Origin of the sequence: Roseovarius tolerans, from assembly GCF_028885395.1 — a bacterium.
Taxonomy (GTDB): domain Bacteria; phylum Pseudomonadota; class Alphaproteobacteria; order Rhodobacterales; family Rhodobacteraceae; genus Roseovarius; species Roseovarius tolerans.
On sequence record NZ_CP118494.1, the window covers coordinates 3,632,675 to 3,653,593 of the forward strand.

The 20,919-nt window shown below is 65.8% G+C and carries 31 protein-coding genes, 1 tRNA gene and 1 riboswitch; of the genes, 22 read left to right on the forward strand and 10 right to left on the reverse strand.

The window, feature by feature from the left end:
- Nucleotides 1-17: 17 nt before the first annotated feature.
- Both PVU19_RS18025 and PVU19_RS18030 read right to left on the reverse strand, forming a co-directional pair.
- On the reverse strand, nt 18-389 hold the full coding sequence (locus PVU19_RS18025; protein WP_050661506.1) for a cupin domain-containing protein: 372 nt from the start codon (nt 387-389) through the stop codon (nt 18-20).
- Nucleotides 390-1,325, reverse strand: a complete 936-nt coding sequence (locus PVU19_RS18030; protein WP_050661507.1) for a hydrogen peroxide-inducible genes activator — start codon at nt 1,323-1,325, stop codon at nt 390-392. It lies immediately after the preceding gene.
- 151 nt (nt 1,326-1,476) lie between these two features.
- Between PVU19_RS18030 and PVU19_RS18035 the strand changes: the two genes are divergently transcribed.
- The 11 genes from PVU19_RS18035 (at nt 1,477) to PVU19_RS18085 (ending at nt 9,853) form a co-directional block, all read left to right on the forward strand.
- Nucleotides 1,477-1,704, forward strand: a complete 228-nt coding sequence (locus PVU19_RS18035; protein ID WP_050661533.1) for a YdcH family protein — start codon at nt 1,477-1,479, stop codon at nt 1,702-1,704.
- 26 nt (nt 1,705-1,730) lie between these two features.
- A complete protein-coding gene (locus PVU19_RS18040) occupies nt 1,731-1,919 on the forward strand; it encodes a hypothetical protein (protein ID WP_050661508.1) in 189 nt (62 codons plus the stop codon).
- 180 nt (nt 1,920-2,099) lie between these two features.
- Nucleotides 2,100-2,309: riboswitch (cobalamin riboswitch) on the forward strand.
- Between the two features lie 136 nt (nt 2,310-2,445).
- A complete protein-coding gene (locus PVU19_RS18045; protein ID WP_050661509.1) occupies nt 2,446-4,266 on the forward strand; it encodes a TonB-dependent receptor plug domain-containing protein in 1,821 nt (606 codons plus the stop codon).
- Nucleotides 4,241-5,107 carry an ABC transporter substrate-binding protein gene (locus PVU19_RS18050; protein ID WP_050661510.1) on the forward strand — a complete coding sequence of 289 codons (867 nt, stop codon included), beginning with the start codon at nt 4,241-4,243 and terminating at the stop codon, nt 5,105-5,107. The genes PVU19_RS18045 and PVU19_RS18050 overlap by 26 nt, the downstream gene beginning before the upstream one ends.
- A complete protein-coding gene (locus PVU19_RS18055; RefSeq protein ID WP_050661511.1) occupies nt 5,104-6,087 on the forward strand; it encodes a FecCD family ABC transporter permease in 984 nt (327 codons plus the stop codon). The genes PVU19_RS18050 and PVU19_RS18055 overlap by 4 nt, the downstream gene beginning before the upstream one ends.
- Nucleotides 6,084-6,842: an ABC transporter ATP-binding protein gene (locus tag PVU19_RS18060; RefSeq protein WP_050661512.1), complete on the forward strand. Its 759-nt coding sequence runs from the start codon at nt 6,084-6,086 to the stop codon at nt 6,840-6,842. Before PVU19_RS18055 ends, PVU19_RS18060 begins: the two co-directional genes overlap by 4 nt.
- The gene (locus tag PVU19_RS18065; protein ID WP_050661513.1) at nt 6,839-7,495 is read left to right on the forward strand and encodes an adenosylcobinamide amidohydrolase; all 657 of its coding nucleotides are present in this window, start codon (nt 6,839-6,841) and stop codon (nt 7,493-7,495) included. Before PVU19_RS18060 ends, PVU19_RS18065 begins: the two co-directional genes overlap by 4 nt.
- Entirely contained in the window at nt 7,488-8,126 is a 639-nt protein-coding gene (locus tag PVU19_RS18070) for a MotA/TolQ/ExbB proton channel family protein (RefSeq protein WP_050661514.1), read from the forward strand. The genes PVU19_RS18065 and PVU19_RS18070 overlap by 8 nt, the downstream gene beginning before the upstream one ends.
- A complete protein-coding gene (locus PVU19_RS18075; RefSeq protein WP_050661534.1) occupies nt 8,126-8,503 on the forward strand; it encodes an ExbD/TolR family protein in 378 nt (125 codons plus the stop codon). The genes PVU19_RS18070 and PVU19_RS18075 overlap by 1 nt, the downstream gene beginning before the upstream one ends.
- Nucleotides 8,504-8,507: 4 nt before the next feature.
- A complete protein-coding gene (locus tag PVU19_RS18080) occupies nt 8,508-8,891 on the forward strand; it encodes an ExbD/TolR family protein (protein WP_050661515.1) in 384 nt (127 codons plus the stop codon).
- A complete protein-coding gene (locus tag PVU19_RS18085) occupies nt 8,888-9,853 on the forward strand; it encodes an energy transducer TonB family protein (protein WP_050661516.1) in 966 nt (321 codons plus the stop codon). Before PVU19_RS18080 ends, PVU19_RS18085 begins: the two co-directional genes overlap by 4 nt.
- A 30-nt stretch (nt 9,854-9,883) precedes the next feature.
- On the opposite strand, the gene PVU19_RS18090 is transcribed toward PVU19_RS18085, so the two are convergent.
- The 5 genes from PVU19_RS18090 to PVU19_RS18110 all read right to left on the reverse strand — a co-directional run bounded on the left by PVU19_RS18090 (nt 9,884) and on the right by PVU19_RS18110 (nt 12,124).
- Nucleotides 9,884-10,393: a periplasmic heavy metal sensor gene (locus tag PVU19_RS18090; protein ID WP_082237378.1), complete on the reverse strand. Its 510-nt coding sequence runs from the start codon at nt 10,391-10,393 to the stop codon at nt 9,884-9,886.
- Complete coding sequence (locus tag PVU19_RS18095; RefSeq protein WP_274789833.1) at nt 10,393-10,758, reverse strand: hypothetical protein; 366 nt, start codon at nt 10,756-10,758, stop codon at nt 10,393-10,395. The genes PVU19_RS18090 and PVU19_RS18095 overlap by 1 nt, the downstream gene beginning before the upstream one ends.
- The gene (locus PVU19_RS18100; RefSeq protein WP_050661518.1) at nt 10,742-11,335 is read right to left on the reverse strand and encodes an RNA polymerase sigma factor; all 594 of its coding nucleotides are present in this window, start codon (nt 11,333-11,335) and stop codon (nt 10,742-10,744) included. The genes PVU19_RS18095 and PVU19_RS18100 overlap by 17 nt, the downstream gene beginning before the upstream one ends.
- A gap of 79 nt (nt 11,336-11,414) precedes the next feature.
- Nucleotides 11,415-11,909 (reverse strand): EF-hand domain-containing protein, encoded by a 495-nt coding sequence (locus PVU19_RS18105; RefSeq protein WP_050661519.1) that lies wholly within the window; start codon nt 11,907-11,909, stop codon nt 11,415-11,417.
- Nucleotides 11,906-12,124 carry a hypothetical protein gene (locus PVU19_RS18110; RefSeq protein WP_139194541.1) on the reverse strand — a complete coding sequence of 73 codons (219 nt, stop codon included), beginning with the start codon at nt 12,122-12,124 and terminating at the stop codon, nt 11,906-11,908. Before PVU19_RS18110 ends, PVU19_RS18105 begins: the two co-directional genes overlap by 4 nt.
- Nucleotides 12,125-12,140: 16 nt before the next feature.
- Here PVU19_RS18110 and PVU19_RS18115 point away from each other — a divergent pair, with 16 nt between their 5' ends.
- The 8 genes from PVU19_RS18115 to PVU19_RS18150 all read left to right on the forward strand — a co-directional run bounded on the left by PVU19_RS18115 (nt 12,141) and on the right by PVU19_RS18150 (nt 18,206).
- The gene (locus PVU19_RS18115) at nt 12,141-12,530 is read left to right on the forward strand and encodes a DUF983 domain-containing protein (protein ID WP_050661520.1); all 390 of its coding nucleotides are present in this window, start codon (nt 12,141-12,143) and stop codon (nt 12,528-12,530) included.
- Nucleotides 12,531-12,553: 23 nt separating this feature from the next.
- Complete coding sequence (locus tag PVU19_RS18120; protein ID WP_050661521.1) at nt 12,554-13,246, forward strand: NUDIX hydrolase; 693 nt, start codon at nt 12,554-12,556, stop codon at nt 13,244-13,246.
- 397 nt (nt 13,247-13,643) lie between these two features.
- Entirely contained in the window at nt 13,644-14,264 is a 621-nt protein-coding gene (rpsD, locus tag PVU19_RS18125) for a 30S ribosomal protein S4 (protein WP_050661680.1), read from the forward strand.
- Between the two features lie 116 nt (nt 14,265-14,380).
- The gene (gene hisC, locus PVU19_RS18130; protein WP_050661681.1) at nt 14,381-15,466 is read left to right on the forward strand and encodes a histidinol-phosphate transaminase; all 1,086 of its coding nucleotides are present in this window, start codon (nt 14,381-14,383) and stop codon (nt 15,464-15,466) included.
- Nucleotides 15,463-16,380, forward strand: coding sequence for a prephenate/arogenate dehydrogenase family protein (locus PVU19_RS18135; protein ID WP_050661682.1), 918 nt, complete (start codon nt 15,463-15,465; stop codon nt 16,378-16,380). The genes hisC and PVU19_RS18135 overlap by 4 nt, the downstream gene beginning before the upstream one ends.
- Entirely contained in the window at nt 16,377-16,985 is a 609-nt protein-coding gene (locus PVU19_RS18140; RefSeq protein ID WP_050661683.1) for an extensin-like domain-containing protein, read from the forward strand. Before PVU19_RS18135 ends, PVU19_RS18140 begins: the two co-directional genes overlap by 4 nt.
- A gap of 103 nt (nt 16,986-17,088) precedes the next feature.
- Complete coding sequence (locus PVU19_RS18145) at nt 17,089-17,427, forward strand: hypothetical protein (RefSeq protein ID WP_050661684.1); 339 nt, start codon at nt 17,089-17,091, stop codon at nt 17,425-17,427.
- A 335-nt stretch (nt 17,428-17,762) separates the two neighbouring features.
- The gene (locus tag PVU19_RS18150) at nt 17,763-18,206 is read left to right on the forward strand and encodes an MmcB family DNA repair protein (RefSeq protein ID WP_050661685.1); all 444 of its coding nucleotides are present in this window, start codon (nt 17,763-17,765) and stop codon (nt 18,204-18,206) included.
- Here the strand turns inward: PVU19_RS18150 and PVU19_RS18155 are convergent.
- Nucleotides 18,201-18,389, reverse strand: a complete 189-nt coding sequence (locus PVU19_RS18155; RefSeq protein ID WP_050661686.1) for a DUF6324 family protein — start codon at nt 18,387-18,389, stop codon at nt 18,201-18,203. The two genes, PVU19_RS18150 and PVU19_RS18155, sit on opposite strands and share 6 nt — an antisense overlap.
- 78 nt (nt 18,390-18,467) lie before the next feature.
- Here PVU19_RS18155 and PVU19_RS18160 point away from each other — a divergent pair, with 78 nt between their 5' ends.
- Together PVU19_RS18160 and PVU19_RS18165 are read left to right on the forward strand one after the other, a co-directional pair.
- The gene (locus PVU19_RS18160) at nt 18,468-18,953 is read left to right on the forward strand and encodes a GNAT family N-acetyltransferase (protein WP_050661687.1); all 486 of its coding nucleotides are present in this window, start codon (nt 18,468-18,470) and stop codon (nt 18,951-18,953) included.
- 41 nt (nt 18,954-18,994) lie between these two features.
- A tRNA-His gene (locus PVU19_RS18165) sits at nt 18,995-19,071 on the forward strand.
- 31 nt (nt 19,072-19,102) lie between these two features.
- On the opposite strand, the gene PVU19_RS18170 is transcribed toward PVU19_RS18165, so the two are convergent.
- Both PVU19_RS18170 and PVU19_RS18175 read right to left on the reverse strand, forming a co-directional pair.
- On the reverse strand, nt 19,103-19,453 hold the full coding sequence (locus PVU19_RS18170) for a hypothetical protein (protein ID WP_152911591.1): 351 nt from the start codon (nt 19,451-19,453) through the stop codon (nt 19,103-19,105).
- 10 nt (nt 19,454-19,463) lie between these two features.
- Nucleotides 19,464-19,769: a DUF6476 family protein gene (locus tag PVU19_RS18175; protein WP_050661689.1), complete on the reverse strand. Its 306-nt coding sequence runs from the start codon at nt 19,767-19,769 to the stop codon at nt 19,464-19,466.
- On the opposite strand from PVU19_RS18175, the gene PVU19_RS18180 reads away from it, so the two are divergent.
- Nucleotides 19,768-20,799, forward strand: a complete 1,032-nt coding sequence (locus PVU19_RS18180) for an RluA family pseudouridine synthase (protein WP_050661690.1) — start codon at nt 19,768-19,770, stop codon at nt 20,797-20,799. The genes PVU19_RS18175 and PVU19_RS18180 overlap by 2 nt on opposite strands.
- Nucleotides 20,800-20,919: the final 120 nt, after the last annotated feature.

Below are 20,919 nucleotides of genomic sequence, written 5' to 3' on the forward strand. Positions count from 1 at the left end.
CTGCCTGCGATACCGGCTCAGTATCCGCCCGGTTTCCACCCCATGAACGCCTTTGTGACGGTCTCGGACACCGCCCAGGTGACGCGCATCCCGTCTTTCACGAAGGCACAATCACCGGGGCCGAGGCGCAGCACCTCGCCGGTTGCGTGATCCGTGATCTGACAGCGCCCCTCGAGAATCACCATCATCTCGTCGCCCTGCTCGGTGCATGTGAACGCACCTTGCGTGCAGCGCCAGATACCGGCGCGCGTGTCATGCCCCGGCCCACCGGCATCCAGACGCCCTTGGCAAACAGGGTCTCCAGCCACCATGACGTAATCGCTTTCCGGTGCTGCAAAGGGCCAATGCTCGAGCAGCCCCACATCCTCTCCCGGTACGTATTTCAGCATTTATCCCTCCACCGTCACTAGATCCGAAAAATGCTCCTGTAGAACCGCCCGTATCACCGGAATAATCCGATTGAGCAGCGCCCGATGCACCGAGCGCCTGCGCCACGCAACCCCGACCGACCGGGTGAACCGGTCGTTGCGAAACGACAGGATCGCCACGTCTCCCACGCCCTTCGACACTTCCGATCGCACGTAGAGCGCGGGCAGAAAACTCACCCCCATGTTCAGCGCCGTCATCTGCCGCAGCGTATCGAGGCTGGTGCCCTCGTAATCGTGCCGCAGATGGGCACCCATCTCGTCGCAGAGGCCAACGATCTGGGCATGCAACGGATAGCCGCGCGGCAAGGCCAGCATATCCTGCCCCGCGAGATCCCGGTCCTCCGCGCGGTCCATACCGGCCAGAGGATGGTCCTGCGCAACGGCCAGCTTCAACGGCTCGCGGAACAGGCGTTCGGAGACAAGATCGCGCGAGTGTAGCGGCAGTTGCGCAAGAATGAGGTCATGCCGCCCGGCCAACAGTTCGTCCTGCAATACATCCGGTGCCGCGTCGCGGATGATCAGCTTGAGACCGGGACAGACCAGCCTGAGTCGGCGCACCACGTAAGGCAGGAAATAGGGGCCGAGCGTCGGGCTTGCCCCGAGCCGGACCGTGCCGCTCAGACCTTCCCGGCTGGAATGCGCCAGTGCCTGCAAAGCTTCCGCCTCTTCCACAACCTTACGGGCGTGCTCCAGAACCTCGCGACCGCCCGGCGTCAGAACAGCGCCACGCTGCCCACGCTCCACAAGTGGCAGATCAAGCGCGGTTTCAAGACCGGCGATCTGCTGGCTGAGCGATGGCTGGCTTACCCCCACCCTTTCCGCAGCCTTGCGGTAATGGCCAGCCTCCGACAGGGCGATGAAATATCGCAACTGTCGAAGCGTTACCTCCTGCTGCATGATCTCTCGCCCTCCGCATTCCCAAAGACATTTATATAGGAATTTCCTATCCAACTTTAATATAACATCGGCTTTTCCAAACGGAATGCATCCCCATCTCTATCGGGTCGCACCCTGAACCGCGACCGATCCAACCGGAAGGAGACCCATGATGCCGCATCGCCGGATTTCTCATCAATCGCTCATCAGCCGCATTGCCACACTGCGCCGCCGTCATGCGAAAATCGACGCACGTATCGATGACGAGCAGCGGCGACCGATGCCCGATATCGCCCGGCTGAAACGTCTCAAGCAGGAGCGTCTCGGCCTCAAGGACGCGATTGCGATAACTCGCGCCATCGCCGACCGCCACAACCCCGACAGCGCTCGCACCGGCTGAGCCCGGGCCAATCTTCGGAGACAGACATGTCCTATTACTTCCTGTCCGTGATGTCCTCACGCGTGTTCCACAGCCGCGATCTCGATGGGCTACAAGAGGCGCTGACCGAAGAGGACGAACCCGACGCACAGACAATGCCGCCGCAACGTCGCACACATGGTGATAGCCTCACCCCCCGAATGCGCCTCACCCCACGCACGCAGGCCAAGGCCTGAACGCGCAATTCGCAACGCGGCCACCATCTTCACAGGCCCGGGGCTACTCGGGCCTGACGCATTTCAATTCCATAATCATTTCAAGAATAGGCGATCTCTTCATGGCACGCCGCGTTCCCTCAGCCCCGCCGTACTACCCGAGAGGATATCTTTATCCTTGCGCGAATCCCGCATCACGATTATCCGAAGATTTACTTCGGTCCGGGAATGCAGATTTCCGGTGAAAAGGGAATACGGTGCGATCCTCGTCTTGGATCAATTCCGTAACTGCCCCCGCAACTGTAAGCGGCGAGCGATACCGGCATATGCCACTGTCACCCCATGTGACGGGAAGGCCCGGTAAAGCAGCGACCCGCGAGTCAGGAGACCTGCCGAGGTGATCACCCTATCCGGGCGCGGGGCGCGCCGTGGATAACGGTCTATTCCGTAGTGGTGGCGCTTCACCGTCTGCGGAGGGGCCATGTCCTTTCCAATGACTTCGCACCTTGGAACACCGATGCCGGAGACCGGTATTGAGGGACATTAAATGACATATCTGCGAACCACCGCCCTTTGCGCGCTCTGCGCGCTCTGCACCGCCCCCGCGCTCGCGCAGGATGCGTTCGATCTCGACACGATCACCGTGACAGCCAACCAGACCGACACCACGCTCGAGCGCAGCGGCTCGACCGTCGAGGTGCTGCCCGCCGATGACGTACGCGATGCCCCGACCGCGCGGCTTGGCGATTTCCTGACCTTTCAGCCGGGCATCTCGTCCTCTGGCAACGGCCCGCTCGGCACCACCTCCACGCTGCGCATTCGGGGCCTTGGCGGTGCCTATGTGCCGGTGCTGATCGACGGCATCGACGTGACCGATCCCGCCAGTAGCGGCGGCGGTTTCGATTTCGGCGGGCTGACAAATGCCGGGCTTGGCCGCATCGAGGTGCTCAAGGGTTCGCAATCGGCGCGCTTCGGTCAGAACGCCGTTGCCGGCGTCGTCAATATCGAGAGCCTGCGCCCCACCGAGGACGGCGTGCACGGCTTTGCCGAGGTTGCGGCAGGCAGCTTTGACACCCGGCGCGGTGTGCTAGGCCTCACCGCCCGCACCGACCGCACCGATCTCGCCTTTTCCATCAGCCGCACCGAAAGCGACGGCTTTTCCGCCTCTGCGGCGGGAACCGAGGATGACGGGTTCGACTCGACCCAGGCCAATCTCTATCTGCGCCACCAGGTCACCGACATCTTCGCCGCAGGTCTCAGCGCTCTCTATATCGACAGCCGCGCGGAGTTCGACGAGTTCGGCGGCGACGGGCCCGCGCCGTTCGATGAATTCAACAAGCGCGAGGTCACAGGCGTGCGGCTCTTCACCGAGCTCGAAACCGGCCCGGTCAGTCATGAACTGGCGTATTCAACCTTCGAGACCGACCGCGTCAGCTTCTCCAACGGCACCCCCACACCGTTCAAAGGCGAACGCGACCGCATCGAGTACCGCGGCAGCTATGATACCGGCGGGGTCTGGGCGCTCAGTTTCGGCGGCGACTATACCGAGGAAGAGGACCTCAACCAGAAGATCGACATCGCAGGACTGCAGGCTGAACTTCTGCTCGCCCCCACCGATGCGCTCGATCTCGCCCTCTCGGTGCGGCATGACGACCACTCCGAATTCTCCGGCGAGTTGTCGGCGCGGGCCGCCCTCGCATGGCGCATCCGTGAGGACCTGATCCTGCGCGCCTCGGCATCCGACGGCTTCCGCGCACCAACGCTCTCGCAACTCGACCCGTTCTTCGGCGATCCGACTTTTCAGCCGGAAACCTCGGTCAGCTATGACCTCGGGCTGGAAAAGCGGCTCGATGGCGACGATTTCATCCGCGTGACCCTGTTTTCCACCGAGATCGACAATCAGATCTTCTTTGACGGGGCGTCGACCCGTTGCGGCAGCGGTTTCGGCTGCTTTGAGACGGCGGATTTCGAAGGTGAAGGCGTCGAACTGTCGGGCCGCGTCACGATCAACCAATTCCTGACGCTCAACGCCGCTTACACCTTTACCGATGCCAAGCAGAACGGCGTCGACGCCGCGCGCGTGCCGCGTCACGATGCGGCCCTGGGGCTGGAGGCGCAGATCACACCGCGCCTCGATGGCCAGGTGACCATCCAGCGTCTGTCGGGCATCACACCGTCAACTTTTGCACCCGCGAACAACCTCGTTGGGGCGCACACGCTGGTTCATGTGAACGGCACCTATCAGGTGACAGATAATGTCGATGCTTTCCTTCGGGTCGAGAACCTCTTTGACGAGGATTACGAGACAGCCGGTGGGTTCAACACCTCGGGCCGCGCCGCCTATGTGGGGCTGCGTGCGTCTTTCTAGGCTCATATCGCTTGGCGCGGCCCTCGCCTTTGCGGGGGCCGTGACCACAACCGAGGCCGGGGCCGACCCGGCCCCGCGCCGCGTCGTGTCGATCAACCTGTGCACCGATCAGCTGGCGATGCTGCTGGCCGCCCCCGGTCAGCTTGTCTCGGTTTCCGATCTGGCCGCCGATCCGCACAGTTCCGCCATGGCCGAGGCCGCGCGCGGCTATCCGGTCAATCAGGGCCGCGCCGAGGAGGTCTATCTGCTGGCCCCCGATCTGGTGGTCGCCGGAGCCTATACCGATCCCGCCACCATCGGCATGCTGCGTCGGGTGGGTCTTCGGGTGGAGCAGTTCGACACCGCCAAGTCGCTCAACGACACCCGCGCGCGCATCGCGCAGATGGCCCGCGTTCTGGGGCGCGAGGACGAGGGCACCGCCCTGATCGCAGAGTTCGACGCGCGTCTGGAAGCACTGGAGGCCGAGGCCGGCAATCACCCGCGCGCCGCGCTCTACCATCCCAACGGCTACACGCTCGGCGGCGGCACGCTGGCTGATGACATCCTGCGCGCTGCGGGCTTTCACAACCTCGCCGCAGAGCTGGGCCATCGCGGCGGCGGCACCCTGCCACTGGAACAGCTTGTCATGGCCGCGCCCGATCTGTTGATCAGTGCCGCCCCCCTGCCCGGTGCCTCGCGCTCCGAGGCGGTTCTGGGTCATCCCGCGCTCGATGCACTGCGCAAGGGGCGCGCCGGGCTGCGGATCACCTCGCCCGACTGGATCTGCGGCACGCCGCATGTGCTGAATGCGGTCGAGCGCCTGACCGACGCGCGCCGCGCCCTGCCGGAGGGCGGTCAATGAGCCGCCTTGCCCTCGCCCTCTCGGCCCTCGTGGCGGTGCTCTTCGCCGCTTCGCTGACGACCGGGCCGTCGGACACCTCCGCCCTGTCGGATCTCTCTGCGCTGATCCTTGGCGGCGACGGCCCCCTGCCGCTGGTGATGCGCGAAATCCGCCTGCCGCGCGCGCTCTTGGGCCTGATGATCGGGGCAAGCCTCGGACTTGCAGGCGCCGCAATGCAAGGCTACCTGCGCAACCCGCTGGCCGAGCCGGGGCTGATTGGCGTGTCAGGCTCCGCCGCTCTCGGTGCAGTGCTCGCCATCCATACCGGGCTTGCCGCCGCCTTTACCCTTGGCTTGCCGCTGGCGGCCCTTGCGGGCGCGGGCATCGGCGTGCTGCTGGTGCTGATGCTGGCCGGGCCGCGTGGCGCGTCGATCACGCTGATCCTCGCGGGCATCGCGATTTCGGCGCTTGCTGCCGCGCTCACCTCGCTGGTGCTCAACCTTTCGCCCAACCCCTATGCCGCCTCCGAGATCGTGTTCTGGATGATGGGCTCGCTCGCTGACCGCTCGATGACGCATGTCTGGCTGGCGCTGCCGCTGATGGTGGTAGGCTGGGTCGGGCTTGCGACCCTCGGGCGCGGTCTGGATGCGCTGACATTGGGCGAGGACGCGGCAGAGGCCATGGGCATCCGCCTGACGCGCCTGCGCCTGACGCTGGTGGTCGGTATCGCCTTCGTGGTGGGCGCGGCGACCGCGGTGGCCGGGGCCATCGGCTTTGTCGGCCTCGTGGTGCCGCACCTGCTGCGGCCGCTGGTGGGCGCGCGGCCCTCGCGGCTGCTCTGGGGCTCGGCGCTTGGCGGAGCGGCGATGGTGCTTGCCGCCGATCTCGCCGTGCGGCTGGTCCTGCCCGAGCGTGACCTGAAACTCGGCGTGCTCACAGCCCTCGTCGGCGCGCCGCTCTTTCTGCACCTGATCTACAAGACACGGGCGGAGATGGCATGACCCTGCTCAGCGTCGATAGCCTCTCGGTGCGGCTGCGCACGCGTCCCGTCCTAAGCGATGTCAGCTTCAGCGTCGGCCCCCGGGAATGCGTCGGCCTCATCGGCCCCAATGGCGCGGGCAAGACGACGCTCTTGCGCGCGATCCTCGGGCTTGTCCCGCATAGCGGCCATAGCAGCCTTGCCGCGCTGCCGCCCCGCGACCGTGGCCGCGCCGCCGCCTGGATGCCGCAAGCGCGCGACATCGCCTGGCCGGTGAGCGTGGAGACGCTGGTCGCCCTGGGACGCACCCCGCACCTGTCGGGGCTACAGGGCATCAGCGCCGCCGACCGCGCCCATGTCGATGCGGCGCTCGATACGATGGGGCTCGACGCCCTGCGCCACCGCACCGCCACGCGCCTTTCAGGCGGAGAGCAAGCGATGGTGCTGATTGCGCGTGCACTGGCACAGGACACACCGCTGCTGATGGCCGACGAGCCGATTGCGGGGCTTGATCCCGCCAACCAGATTTCCACGATGGAGGTCTTTGCCGGGCTGGCAAAGGAAGGCCGCGCCGTCATCGTCTCGATCCACGATCTGGGGTTGGCCGCGCGCCATTGCACCCGGCTCATTCTGCTGGGCGACGGCGGCATTGCCGCCGACGGCCCCCCCGATGCCGTTTTGACACCCGACAACCTCGCCCGCATCTTCCATGTCTCGGCGCATTATGCGCACACGCCGCAAGGCCCCGTCTTTCAACCGCTCGAGGTGACCCGATGAGCCGCCTGCACCTGGACCGCCCCTGGCTATCGCTCGATCTGGGCCGCGACATGCCGGTGCTCAGCTGGGCGGTGAATCGCCCCGGTCAGGTGCGGGCCCGGCGCATCCTGTGGCGCGAGGTGCGCAATGCCGATCTGCCCGAGGATCTCGATGTCGAGGACTGGCTCGACCGCGAGCTCACCGCGCAGCAGGCCTTCGATGCGGTCTGCTTTCTCACCTCTTGCGATATCGGCACCTATGCCGAGGTACGCGCCACCGCAGGCACGATCACCGCCCGCGCCGTGGCCACCGTGGGGCTGTCGAATGCCGAGCGTGTGGGCCGCCGCCTGCCACCTGCGGCGCATGGCTGGGGCACCATCAACATCGCGGTGACGCTGGATGCAGGGCTGACCGATGCCGCTCGGCTGGAGGCGATGAGCATCGCCACGCAGGCCCGCACCGTCGCCATTACCGAAGCGGGGCTGCGCCTTGCGACCGGCCTCGCCACCGGCACCGGCACCGATTGCGTCGCCATCGCGGCACCCGAGGGCACCACGCGCTACGCGGGTCTGCATACCGAGGCGGGCGAGGCCGTGGGCCGCGCGGTGCTTGACGCGGTCCGCCAAGGCGCGCAGGCATGGACCCGACCGGCAAAGGAGGCGCAGCATGGATAGCACCGCGCTCATCGGATTTCTTGATCGGGGCGGCCCGGCGCTCTGGGTGATCGCGGCGCTTTCGGTGCTGACCCTCGCACTCATCCTGTGGAAGGTCTGGCGCCTCTTGCTGACCGGCGCGTGGTCCGGGGCGGTGACCGACCGCGCGGTGGCCCTCTGGCAGCACGGGCAGGGTGCCGAGGCGACGGCCCTCCTGCGCCCGCGCCGCAGCTTGCGCGCTAGGCTCGCCCTCGCCGCGATGGAGGCGGCCACGGCCCCGCACTGGGGCGAACGCGAGGCCCGCGAAGACACCACCCGCATCGCCAAGTCGCTGCTGAACGAGGCACGTTCCGGGTTGCGCGCGCTCGAACTCATCGCCACCATCGCACCGCTGATCGGCCTTCTGGGCACGGTGCTGGGCATGATCGCCGCCTTTCAGGCGCTGCAAGACAGCGGCAACAGCGCCGATCCCTCGATCCTCGCCGGCGGCATCTGGGAGGCGTTGCTGACCACCGCTGCGGGCATGGCTGTGGCGATCCCGGCCTCGATGGCGCTGACATGGTTCGAGAGTGTGGCCGACCACGTGCAGGCCGATATGGAGGACGCCGCCACCCGCATCTTCACCACCCCGCATGCGCGAGGCGCGCCATGATGAGCTTTGGCCAGCCCCGCGCGCCCCGCCGCCCCAGCCTCACGCCGATGATCGACGTGGTGTTCCTGCTGCTGGTGTTCTTCATGCTGGCCGCGCGCTTCGGCCACGACATGACCTTGCCCTTGTCCACCGGCGGCAGCGGTAATGCCACCTATGACGGCCCGCCCCGCCTGATAGGGATCGCGGCCGAAGGGCTCACGCTCAATGGCAGCGCCGTGACGCTCGACACGCTACCCGCCGCCCTCGCGCCCCTGATGGCCGACACCGGCGACGCCGTCGTGCTGCGCCCCGCCGCCGGAGCCGACCTGCAATCGTTGATCGCCGTAACCGACGCCTTGCGCGCTGCCGGTCTCACGCGACTGATCGTGGTGGAGTAGGCGCATGGACTTCGCGACCCTCAGACGCCGCCGCCCGTCAGAGGCCATCGTGCCGATGATCAATGTGGTGTTCCTGCTTCTGATCTTCTTTCTGATGAGCGCGCAGATCACGCCGCCCGCGCCCTTCGACGTGACCCTGCCCGAAAGTGCGAGCGAGAGCACGGCACAGCCCACCGACACGCTTTACATGGATGCACAAGGGCAGCTCGCGTTCAACGCGGCGCGGGGCGAGGCGGTCTTTGACGCGCTCGCCGCCCGCTCCACGCCCGATGCCACGCTGCAAATCCGCGCCGATGCGCGGCTCGAGGCGCAGGCGCTTGCCCGGCTTCTGCCGGAACTGGCGGCGCGTGGCATCGCGGAGATCGAACTCCTGACGGGGGCACCATGATTCGCGGTCTGGAATTCACCGGTTTCCTCGCCCTTGCCGCCGCCGTGCATGCCGGGGTGTGGACCGCCGCGCCGGGTGGCAGCAGCGGCGCAGGCGGCGCACAGGGGTCCGAGAGCGTGACGCTGGAGGCCTCAAGCCCGCAGATGGCCGCGCTGGTCGAGGCCTGGCAGCAGCCGGTTGAGCTGACGCAAGAGGCGGCACAACCCATATCCCCTCCGCGCCCGGACGCAACCCCGGTCGGCCTGCGCCCAGATACCGCGCCACGCAGCGGCCCGGCGCCGACCGCACCGCAAATCGCGGCGCATGCACCCGACCTCCCCGCAGTCGAGGCCGCCCCCCTGCCTCTGCCCACGCCAGAGCTGAGCGACCGCGCACCTCAGCCAACGGCTCCCAATCCGCAGGCCGATCACACGCGACCCACCGCAATGGCAGAACAGGCGCCCGCCCGCGCTACGATGACCGCCCGGCTCAGCAGCCCCACCCAAACCGACGCCTTGCCGCAAGCCGATACCGCCCCTGCCCCATCCCGCAAACGGCCCACGGCACGCCCTGAGCGGCCTTCCCCCAAGCCCGCGCAATCCAGCCCCGCTCGTCCCAAGGAAGTGGCACGCGGAGATGGTGGGCAAAAGGCCGGCGGCGCGGCCAGAACCGCACCTGCAACGACGCTCGACCCCGCCGCCCGCAACAGCCTGATGGCCCAATGGGGCGGCAGTATCCGAAGCCGGATCGAGAGACAGAAGCGCTATCCACGCGGCACCCGGTCAAGCGGTACGGTTCATCTGGCGCTGACAGTGTCGGGCAACGGACGGCTGATGGCGGTGCGTGTGCGGCAATCTTCGGGTGACCGTGCGCTCGACACGGCAGCAGTGAAGGCGGTGCAAGGCGCGCGCCTGCCCGCCAAGCCCGCCCGCCTGCCAGGGGACAGCCACAGCTTCAACCTGCCGGTGGCGTTCCGCCGCTAGTGCAGCGCCGCACGGTTTTCGATCATTCGATCAATCGCGGTCTTTTCCCGATCTCCGCGCGCGATAGTCCTCGATCCGCGCCTCCAGCCGATCGGCATAGGCCGCGCGGTCGGCATCGCTCATCGCGGCCAGATGCGCGATCAGCACCTCTTGCCCCATCTCGAAGCGGGCGGCAAATCCTTCGCGCTGTTCGCGCATGCGCTCGGCCACGCGATCCGGATCGAAGGGAACGGCGCGCAGGTCAACCACCAACGCATCGAAACTTGAACGAATACCGGCGCGGTTGCCGCCGCGTTCGCGCCAGACCTCGCGCATGCGCTGCCCGATCGCACGCCTGTCCTCGTCGCTGAGCGCGCGGGTCAACGGCCCGCCTGCCATATCAAGCCGCGAGGGGTGGTGCCCGTGATGCCCGCCATGGCGCAGCGCCCATCCGGCGACGACCCCGACAACCGCGAGGTTCACAGCCAGCGAAACCACCAGCAGCACGCGCATCCATCGCCCCGGGCCGGGCTTGTCCTGCCGCTCGTTCAGATCTGTCATCAGAAATCCCCCCCGGCCAGATCAAAGGCCATTTCCGGCGTGATATCCACCAGATAGGCCGCCTCGGCGGTGCCAATCAGCCCCTCGGGCAAGGCGGTGCCGATCCAGATACCGGTCAGTGCCGCCGTGGCCAGCCCCGCCATGGCAGGCCAGCCGCCAAGCAGACGATAAAGACGCGCCGCCAACCCGTCCGGCGTGGCGTACACGCGGGCGGGCGCGGTGCTCGGACCAGCCTGCTGCGTTGTCTCGGCATCTGCGAACACCCGCGCCAGAAGATCCGGCGAGGGTATTGGAGCATGCCCACGCGCCGCCTCGAAAAAGACATCGAGCCCACCGTCCGCCTGATCCTTATCGCTCATCGACATATCCCAACTCCTCTTGCCGCCCGGCGAGGGCCGCGCTCAGCGCGCGTTTGCCCCGCGAGGTCAGACTTTCCACCGCCTCGACCGTGATCTCCATGATCCCGGCGATCTCGGGGTTCGCCAGCCCTTCGATATGGCGCAGCACCACCGCCTGTCGCTGCCGCTCCGGCAGATCGTTCAGGGCCGTCTGCAACGCCTCGGCGCGGGCGTGCTCCTGCATTTCTTCAACGGCGCTCGCCCGCCCGTCCGAAGGCTCCGGTATGGCATCGAGCGCGACCGACCCGCCCCGCGCCCTCCGTTGCCGGTCGATGCACAGATTGGCCACGACACGGTAAAGCCACGTGGTCACCTTGGCCTCGCCCTGCCGCCAGTCGCGGGCCTGTTTCCAGAGCCGCAACATCGCCTCCTGCGCCACATCCTCGGCCTCGGCCCGGTTGCCCAACAGGCGGTACGCATGCGCCATCACCCGCGGCGTGAGCCGCAGGGTCAGCACGCGCGCCGCCGCGCTGTCGCCGTTGGCGAAAAGCACGAGCAGCGCCTCGTCGGGCACGTCGTCATGGGCGTCGAACGGCATCGTCATGGCCCCCAAGCGTATCCTTCAGACCGGTCCCTGACCAGCGTGGCAGGCACGGGTGCCATGCCTGCCACGCGGACCGCGCTTACTCGGACGCCTTGCCGCCCTGCTTCATGCCGTGATGCTTGCCGCGCATCTCGCGCATCTTGGCGAACTCCTCGGCGCTGATCGCACCATCGCCATCGGCATCGACACGCTTGAACATCTTGCCCTGACGGTCGGCACGCATCTCGTCCATGCTCAGCTTGCCATCCCCGTTGGCATCGTGCCGCTCGATCATGTGGTCGGCATAGTTCCCCATCCGCTCGGCCCGACGCTCCATCATCCGCGCGACCAACTCGTCGCGCGACAGAGCGCCGTCGCCATCGCTGTCGGCGCCGTCAAAGCGTGCCTGCATGTGGCCGGCCATTTCCTCAGGCGTGATCTTGCCATCGCCATCGGCGTCGAGATCCTCGAAACTGTGCCGCATCTGCATGCCGCCATGATGCTTGCCGCCCTTGTTGTTGCCCGCCTCGACGGCGCTCAGCCCGCCAAGCGTGATGGCAGTGGCCAGACCTGCGATCAAAACCATATTGTTCATCGTGACATCTCCAGTTCTCTTGTGACGTGCCTGTTGTCGTGAAACGCCACCGTGTCGGGCCGTTTCTGCAAAGTGATACGCGCACGGACCGCGCTTCCGGCGCGCAGGAATGATTTTTTTGCATCGCTTTGCGGGTGATTTGCGACATCGCGCCGCAAGGGCAGGCTGTCACCTTTAAATACCGTACAGGTTTCGCCATGTTCGAGCCAACGCAACGAAAGGCCTCACCCCATGCAGGACACCACCGCCGATCAGACAGACCGCCCGCTGTGGCCCGCCCTGCGCCGGGGGTTTTCCCGTAAATGCCCCAATTGCGGCAGCGGTCCGATCCTCAAGAGCTATCTCAAGCTGCGTGAGACCTGCCCAGTGTGCCGCGAGGATCTGAGCCATGCGCGCGCCGACGACGGTCCCGCCTATCTGACGATCCTGATCGTCGGGCATCTGATGGCACCGCTTCTGCATATCTCCTTCGTGCAGTTTCGGCCCGAGCCGCTGGTGCTGTTCACGATATTCGCTATTGGCACGATCACACTCTCGCTCTACCTTCTGCCCCGTCTGAAAGGGGCCATTGTGGCCTTTCAATGGGCACGGTTGATGCACGGGTTCAGCGACAGCCACTAGGCCCTTGCGCGCGAAAGGGCGGCATGAGCGAGATCGACAAAACAGCTATCCGCGATGCAGCGACAGTGATCGTGTTGCGCGATGAGGCGCGGCCGCATGTCCTGATGGGGCAGCGCGGTGCGCAGGCCGCCTTCATGCCGAACAAGTTCGTCTTTCCAGGCGGTGCAGTGGATGCGGGCGATGCCGATATCCCGTTTGTCCGGCCCTTGCCCGCCCTCTGCGCCGAGCGTCTGCGCGAGGATAGCCCGCGCGACTTGGCCCACGCCCTCGCCGCGGCTGCGGTGCGCGAATTGTGGGAGGAGACCGGGCTTGCCCTGGGTCAGGCCGGTGACTGGCCGGGCGCGGTGCCGCCCGATTGGCAGGGCTTTGCCGCGCGCGGTCTCGTGCCACGTGCCGACCCGCTGCAATTTGTGTTCCGCGCGATCACGCCGCCGGGCCGCCCGCGCCGGTTCGACGCGCGGTTCTTTCTGGTCCATGCCGAGGCGCTCGCCGGTGACCCCGATGATTTCACTGCCGCCTGCGAGGAGTTGAGCCATCTGCAATGGGTGCCCCTCGCGGATGCACGCCGATTCGATCTGCCCTTCATCACCGAGGTGGTACTGGCAGAGGTCACGGCGCGGGCACATGACCGCGCGCCGCCTTCCTCGGTGCCGTTTTTCCGCAACGACGACGAGGAAAGCCTGTTTCTGAGGTTGAACGGGATGAGAGCCGACTGAGGGCGGTGTTGGTTTTGGCCTGAAGCGGACCTCTGATTGACGCACCTGCGCGAAACGCGGCCGAAGGCCGCCGCGCACCGCCGTGCCGCCCCCCGGCGCGGCGAATTGGCTGCAGCCTGCTCTGCGCTCTGATGTTTTTCGAGCTTGGCTGGAATAAAGCACTGCCCACCTAGCCTAAGATCGCCACACCGCGGCACGACGATGCGCGGCTAACTCCAACGGCAGCAACAGGCCACCCATGCTCCCCCGCCTCGCATCATCCAACACCCCGGTTGACACCCGCACGCACCCCTGTATAAGCGCGGCTTCATTGGTGTTGGTGGCCCCCGCAAGGGGATGCCTGTCGGGAGCAATCCAGAGGACAACGCCCTTCGACACATAGAGAAGGAGATCAGCCGTGACCAAACGCACGTCTGCCAAGTACAAGATCGACCGCCGCATGGGCGAAAACATCTGGGGCCGTCCGAAATCCCCGGTGAATCGCCGTGAATATGGCCCCGGCCAGCATGGCCAGCGCCGCAAGGCGAAGATTTCCGACTTCGGCCTGCAGCTGCGCGCCAAGCAGAAGCTCAAGGGCTACTACGGCGATCTGACCGAGAAACAATTCCGCCGCATCTTCGCTGAGGCCGAGCGTGTCCGCGGTGACACCGGCGAGCTTCTGATCGGCCTGCTCGAGCGCCGTCTCGACGCCGTGGTCTACCGCGCCAAGTTCGTGCCGACGATGTTTGCCGCACGCCAGTTCGTGAACCACGGCCATGTCACGGTGAACGGCAAGCGCGTCAACATCCCCTCCTACCGCGTGAAAGAGGGCGACGTGATCGAGGTCCGCGACAAGTCCAAGCAGATTGCTGCCGTGCTTGAGGCCGTACAACTCGCCGAGCGCGACGTGCCCGATTACATCGATGCCGATCATTCCAAGATGAAGGCAACCTTCGTGCGCCAGCCCGGCCTGTCGGACGTGCCTTATCCGGTGATGATGGAACCGAACCTCGTGATCGAATTCTACGCCCAGAACTAAACGTTCTGACCAGATGCGAAGAGGCCGCGACGGGGAACCGCCGCGGCCTTTTTCTTTTGATGCTGGTCAAGGCGGGATGTCAAAGCTAGAACCACCTGCAAGACACGGGGGACGACATGACCAAGATCACGCCACAGCCGGGCATCATGGATATCGCGCTCTATCAGGGCGGGGCCGGGCATGTGGAGGGCGTGGCCAATGTGGTCAAGCTCAGCTCGAACGAGAACCCGTTCGGCCCCTCCGAGGCCGCCAAGGAGGCGTTTCGCAAGGCCGCCTACGAGTTGCACCGCTACCCTTCGACCGATCACGGCCAGTTGCGCGCCGCTATCGGCGAGATCCACGGCCTCGACCCTGCGCGCATCGTCTGCGGTGTCGGCAGTGACGAGATCATCGCCTTTCTCTGTCAGGGCTATGCCGGGCCGGGCGATGAGGTGATCCATACCGAGCACGGCTTTGCCATGTACCGGATCAGTACACTGGCGAACGGGGCCACCCCCGTGGAGGTGCCCGAGCGCGAGCGCGTGACAGATGTCGATGCGATCCTTGCCGCATGCACCGAGTCCACAAGGCTGGTCTTTGTCGCAAATCCCAACAACCCCACCGGCACTATGATCGGCGAGGCCGAACTGCGTCGCCTTGCCGAAGGGCTGCCCGACCGCGCGCTCCTGGTGATCGACGGGGCCTATGCGGAATACGTCGAGGGCTACGATGGCGGGGCGGCCCTGGTCGAGAGCCGCGACAATGTAGTGATGACCCGCACCTTCTCCAAGCTGCATGGCCTGGGCGGCTTGCGCGTCGGCTGGGGCTATGGCCCAGCCCATGTGATCGACGTGCTCAACCGCCTGCGCGGGCCCTTCAACCTGAGCCATGCCGCGCTGGTTACCGCCGAGGCCGCGATCCGCGACACGGCCTGGGCCGCAAAATGCCGCGAGGACAACACCCGCCTGCGCGCCTGGCTGGCCGAGGCACTGGCCGAACACGGCGTGCCGTCGGACACCTCGACCGCGAATTTCATCCTCGCCCGCTTTGGCAGCCGCGACGAGGCCGAGGCCTGCGACACCTATCTGCAATCGCAGGGCCTGATCGTGCGCAAGGTGGCCGGCTACAACCTGCCCAACTGCCTGCGTATCACCGTGGGCGACGAGGCCGCCTGTCGCCGCGTGGCGCATGCCGTAGGGCAGTTCAAAGGCGGTGCCAGATGAGTGTGATCTATGACCGCGTGGCCCTGATCGGGCTCGGGCTCATCGCCTCGTCGATGTGGCATGCGATCAAGCGCGCCGGAGTGGCGCGCGAGGTGACGGGATATGCCCGCAGCCCCGAGACCCGCGCCATCGCGCGCGAAATCGGCCTGTGCGACAGGGTCTGCGAGAGCGCTGCCGAGGCCTGCGAAGGCGCAGACCTGATCGTGCTTTGCGTGCCCGTGGGAGCCATGGGCGACGTCGCTGCCGAGATCGGCGCGGTGCTGAAACCCGGTGCCACTGTCAGCGATGTGGGATCGGTCAAAAAGGCGGTGATCGAGGCAGTGGCACCGCATCTGCCCGAGGGCGTGCATTTCGTGCCCGCCCATCCCTTGGCCGGGACCGAGCATTCCGGTCCGCGCTCGGGCTTTGCGGAGCTTTTTGACAACCGCTGGTGCCTGATTGTGCCGCAAGCGGGCAGCGACCGCGCCGCCGTCGAGCGGCTGGAGGCGTTCTGGCAGGCGCTTGGCAGCCATACCGACGAGATGGATGCCGAGCATCACGACCTTGTGCTGGCGGTGACAAGCCACGCGCCGCATCTCATCGCCTACACGATGGTGGGCGTGGCCGACGATCTGCGCCGCGTCACCGATAGCGAAGTGATCAAGTATTCCGCCGCCGGGTTCCGCGATTTCACCCGCATCGCGGCGTCGGACCCGACCATGTGGCGCGACGTGTTTCTCAACAACAAGGAGGCGACCCTGGAAATTCTGGGCCGCTTTACCGAAGAGCTTTTCGCGCTGCAACGCGCGATCCGCACCGGCGACGGCGATCACCTGCACGCCTATTTCACCCGCACCCGCGCCATCCGGCGCGGCATCATCGAGGCCGGGCAGGATACTGAGGCACCCGATTTCGGCCGGGTGAAAAAGGCATGAGGGGCACCGTGATCGCCATGGCCCTCAGCCTGAGCCTTGTCTCCTCCGCCTGCGGGCGTGGCGATGACGCAGTAGCGCGCGGCGGTGGCCTCTGTGGTGATCCGGCGCTGGTCGGTACGGTATCGGGCCTTGTGCCCGGTCGCATCGGCAGCTGCGGAGTCGAGCGCGCGGTACGGCTCGAATCGGTGCACGGCGTGCGCCTGAGCCAGCCCGCGACACTTGATTGTCTGACGGCACGCACCCTCGGGCAATGGGTGGATCAAAGCGCCAAACCCGAGGTGGGGCGCATGGGCGGCGGCCTTTCCGGGCTGCGCGTGGCCGCACATTACGCCTGCCGGACCCGTAATCATCAACCCGGTGCGCGGATCTCGGAACACGGCAAGGGCAAGGCGATCGACATCGCCGCCCTGCAGCTGCGCGACGGGTCGGAAATTTCGGTACTCGACGATTGGGGACAAGGGCCAAAGGGGCGCGTGCTGCGCCGCGTGCACCGTCAGGCCTGTGGTCCGTTTGGCACGGTGCTGGGCCCCGAGTCGGACCGATTCCACCGCGATCACTTCCATTTCGACACCGCCCGGCACCGGGGCGGCCCCTATTGCCGCTGATCTGCGGCGGCGGGATGTCGCGGACGGCATCACAAGTTAGACCGGGCGCTTGTAATTCTTTCTTAAGGCATTACGCTCTATAATAGCACAAATGAGGTTTGCCATGCCCAAGCTTATCCGCCTCTACATAACACATGTCGCCATTGGTTTCGGTATTGCGGCGGCATTCGTGGGAATGCTGCTGTGGTTCAACGTCGCCAATCTCTGGCATCTGGTGACCCATTCGGACAAGGGCCTGTTGGCTGTTGTGATCCTGTGGTTCGCCAACGGTATCGTTTTTGCCGGTGTTCAATTCGCCATCGCGGTGATGCGCCTGAAGGATGACGATGATGACGGGCCGCGCGGCGGCCACCGCCAGCACGTGATGCGGCGCGAATATGCCACCATCCCGGCGCGCGCCGACGAAGATGACTCACGCGCCTTCTGGCAGAACAAGTGGTAGATCACGCCCTCACGGACATGACAAAGGCCCCTGCGGGGGCCTTTTTCGTTTGTCACGTTCAGCGCATGAATTTTACATCTGGTCGAAAGGTCAGGGGGTGTGACGGGCCCGCACGCAGCCGTTTGGTTATCTCATTCCCGAGGACCTGTATGTACAGGTGGGCGCCGGGTAACCGGACCAGGGCCCGGACAGAGCCAGCTCCCTCGGAATTGCTTAAGGCCACCGGAATGCAACCGTTCACGAAAAGGGCAGAACCCGTCACCCCGCTGAAGTAGTCCTTTGTGGCGCGCACGACAAGGGGTTGCACGCGTTCGTGTTTTGTTCAAAATACGAGTATGGACCCGCTGAGCGCCCGCCCCTTGCAACCCGGCCAGATCCTGGCGCGTGGTGTATGCCGTCACCTTCTGGGCTACGACTTTGTTCCAGTTGAGGAATTCGCGCCCGAGCGGGGCAAGCGGGTGGATGTCATGGCGCTCGGCCCCAAGGGCGAGATCTGGGTGATCGAGTGCAAGTCGAGCCGCGCCGATTTTCAGACTGACGCGAAATGGCAGGGCTATCTCAATTGGTGCGACCGCTATTTCTGGGCGGTGGACGCTGATTTCCCCACCGATCTTTTGCCGCCCGAGACCGGCCTGATCATCGCCGATGGCTACGGTGCCGAGATCCTGCGCATGGGTGAGGAAAGTAAACTGGCCCCCGCGCGCCGCGCCGCGCTCATCCGCAAATTCGCCCGCGATGCCGCGCGCCGCCTGCAATGGCAGCGCGATCCGCAATCATGATTTTCGCGCCGCGGCGGCTTTGGCCGCGCTCTGGATTTCCTGGGCGATTTCCTCGGCCTCTTCAGGTGTGAAGTCCATAGGAATTTCAAGGCCCTGCGCCTCTACATAGAGACGTACCATGCCCTGATCGGTCGGACCGATCTGGAGATTGGCTTCGATATCGGTTTCAGCGTTGATGCCCATTCCGGCCTCCTTGATCTGGGCGGTCTGCTACGCGTTTCCCTCTTGCTTGGCAAGCCTCATGGCGCTTTGCTGCGTGCTATGGAGACGCCTGTGATCCGCCCCTTTCGCCCCGAGGACGCCGCCTGGCTGGTTGAGCGTCACGGCACGCTTTATGCCCGCGACGAGGGGTTCGACGACACGTTCGCGCCGCTGGTGGCGAGCATCCTCGACGGCTTTGTCGCCGATCACGACCCCACTTGCGAGGCGGGCTGGATTGCCGAGGCCGGGGGAGCACGGCTCGGCTCGATTTTCTGCGTGCGGCTCGATCAGCATACCGCCAAGCTGCGGCTCTTTCTGCTGGTGCCCGAGGCGCGCGGTCAGGCCCTCGGGCAGCGGTTGCTGGAGGCCTGCATGACCTATGCCCGCGACCGGGGCTATCGTGGCATGCAACTCTGGACCCATGAAAGCCACCGCGCCGCCTGCGCGCTCTATGCGCGTAACGGCTGGCGGCTGGTCGCGTCCCGCCCCGTACACTCCTTTGGTCGCGATCTGGTCGAACAAAGCTGGGAAATCGCCTTTCATTAGGCTTGCATTCGGAGTGCGGTAAAGTTAAATCGCCCCCCAGTGCCGCCTTAGCTCAGTTGGTTAGAGCGCTGGATTGTGGATCCAGAGGTCCCCTGTTCAAGCCAGGGAGGCGGTACCATCCTCCCGACATCTCAATCGCGCTTTGCATGCTACTGTGTAACCGTCGGCTCTTGGGGTGAGGTCGCTGGTTCGACGCGCCACTCGAACAGGTTGGGGACCGTGATCGCAACAAGCACGAGGACCACCAGACTGATCGCGAGAAGCCCCGGCACACGCGCTAGCCAGCGCTGCCAGCGATGGCGCAGTTGCTGTCCCATGGCCCAGATGAAAACACCCACAACCCCGGCGCCCAACTGATATTGCACAAAGGCCGTCAGCCGGTTCATCCCGCGCGTGAAGCCGAAATCGGTCGGGGCCGTGAAGTAAGGCACGAGGACCGATGCCGCATAGAGCGCGGCCCAGATGCCGGAGAGCAGGACAATCCAATGTGTGCGGGTCATGAAGGGCACGCTACTCGATCGCGATGCTTTGCCGCAACGCGCCGCTGGTGCGATCATAGATAAGGATGCGTTCGTCGCCCGTCACCACGGCGATCCAGTCACCGCCAAAGGTGACCGCCTCGGCGCGCGCGCCTTCAGGCAGGGTGATGCTGTCAGGCAAGGTGAGAGGTGGCGTACGCTCGTCGCCCGAGAAGCGGATGACAAGCAGGGCGACGATGACTACAACGCCGACAATCATCGTGGCGGTCAACACCGTGACCAGCCGCGCGAGGAATTTCAATGTCGCCGGGCTGACCGGCGGGGGGCTATCATCCATGGGGCAAGACCCGCTTTCATTCCGGATCGGGGACGATCCGCCTGCGCGCCTTGATAAAGCGCTTGTCCGCGATGTGCCAGAGGTGGCAGCGCTGTCGCGCACCCGGCTTGCCCGTCTTCTGGGCGAAGGCGCGGTGCGGGTCAACGGCGCGGTGGTGGTTGAGGCCAAGGCACGGGTGGCGACGGGCGACCTGATCGAGATCGACGTGCCGGACGCGCGCGAGAGCCATATCGCGGCAGAGGATATCGCGCTTGCCGTGGTCTACGAGGATGATGAGTTGATCGTCATCGACAAGCCTGCTGGCATGGTTGTGCATCCCGCGCCCGGCAGCCCGGCAGGCACTTTGGTCAACGCGCTGCTGCATCATTGCGGCGACACGCTCTCGGGTGTGGGCGGCGCGCGGCGGCCCGGCATTGTCCACCGCATCGACAAGGATACCAGCGGCCTGCTGGTGGTGGCCAAGTCTGACGCCGCGCATCAGGGGCTTGCGGCGCAGTTCGAGGCCCATAGCGCCGAGCGCGCCTACATGGCCGTGGTCCACGGCGTACCCGAGGCCAGCGATCCGCGCCTGCGAGGCCTGCGCGGAGCGTCGTTCGAGCCCGGCAATGTCCTGCGCATCGCCACCGGCCTCGCACGCCACAAGACCGACCGGCAGCGTCAGGCGGTGACGTTCGAGGGGGGGCGTCATGCGGTGACACGCGCGCGGGTGCTGGAGCGGTTCGGCCATCCCCCGGCGGCGGCGCTTCTGGAATGTCGGTTGGAGACCGGGCGCACCCATCAGATCCGGGTGCATCTGGCGCATGTCGGGCATGGGCTGATCGGCGATCCGGTCTATGGCGGGCGGCGCAAGCTGTCGCAAAAGGCGCTCTCGCCGCGCGCCATCGAGGCTGCGCAGGGATTTACCCGGCAGGCGCTGCACGCCGCCGTTCTGGGTTTTGACCACCCGCTGACAGGTGAGGCATTGCGCTTCGAGGCCCCGCTGCCCGCCGATATGGCAACCCTGATCACGGCACTTCGAGGCGAGGTGTGACCGGGCGCAAGATCGCGTGAATTTCTGACATATTCAGAGCAAAGCGACGGAAAACTCTTACCTGAACGTTAATATCTTTGAGCTATGGCATCTTGAAAGGATCGCCACGCGTTCCTAGGT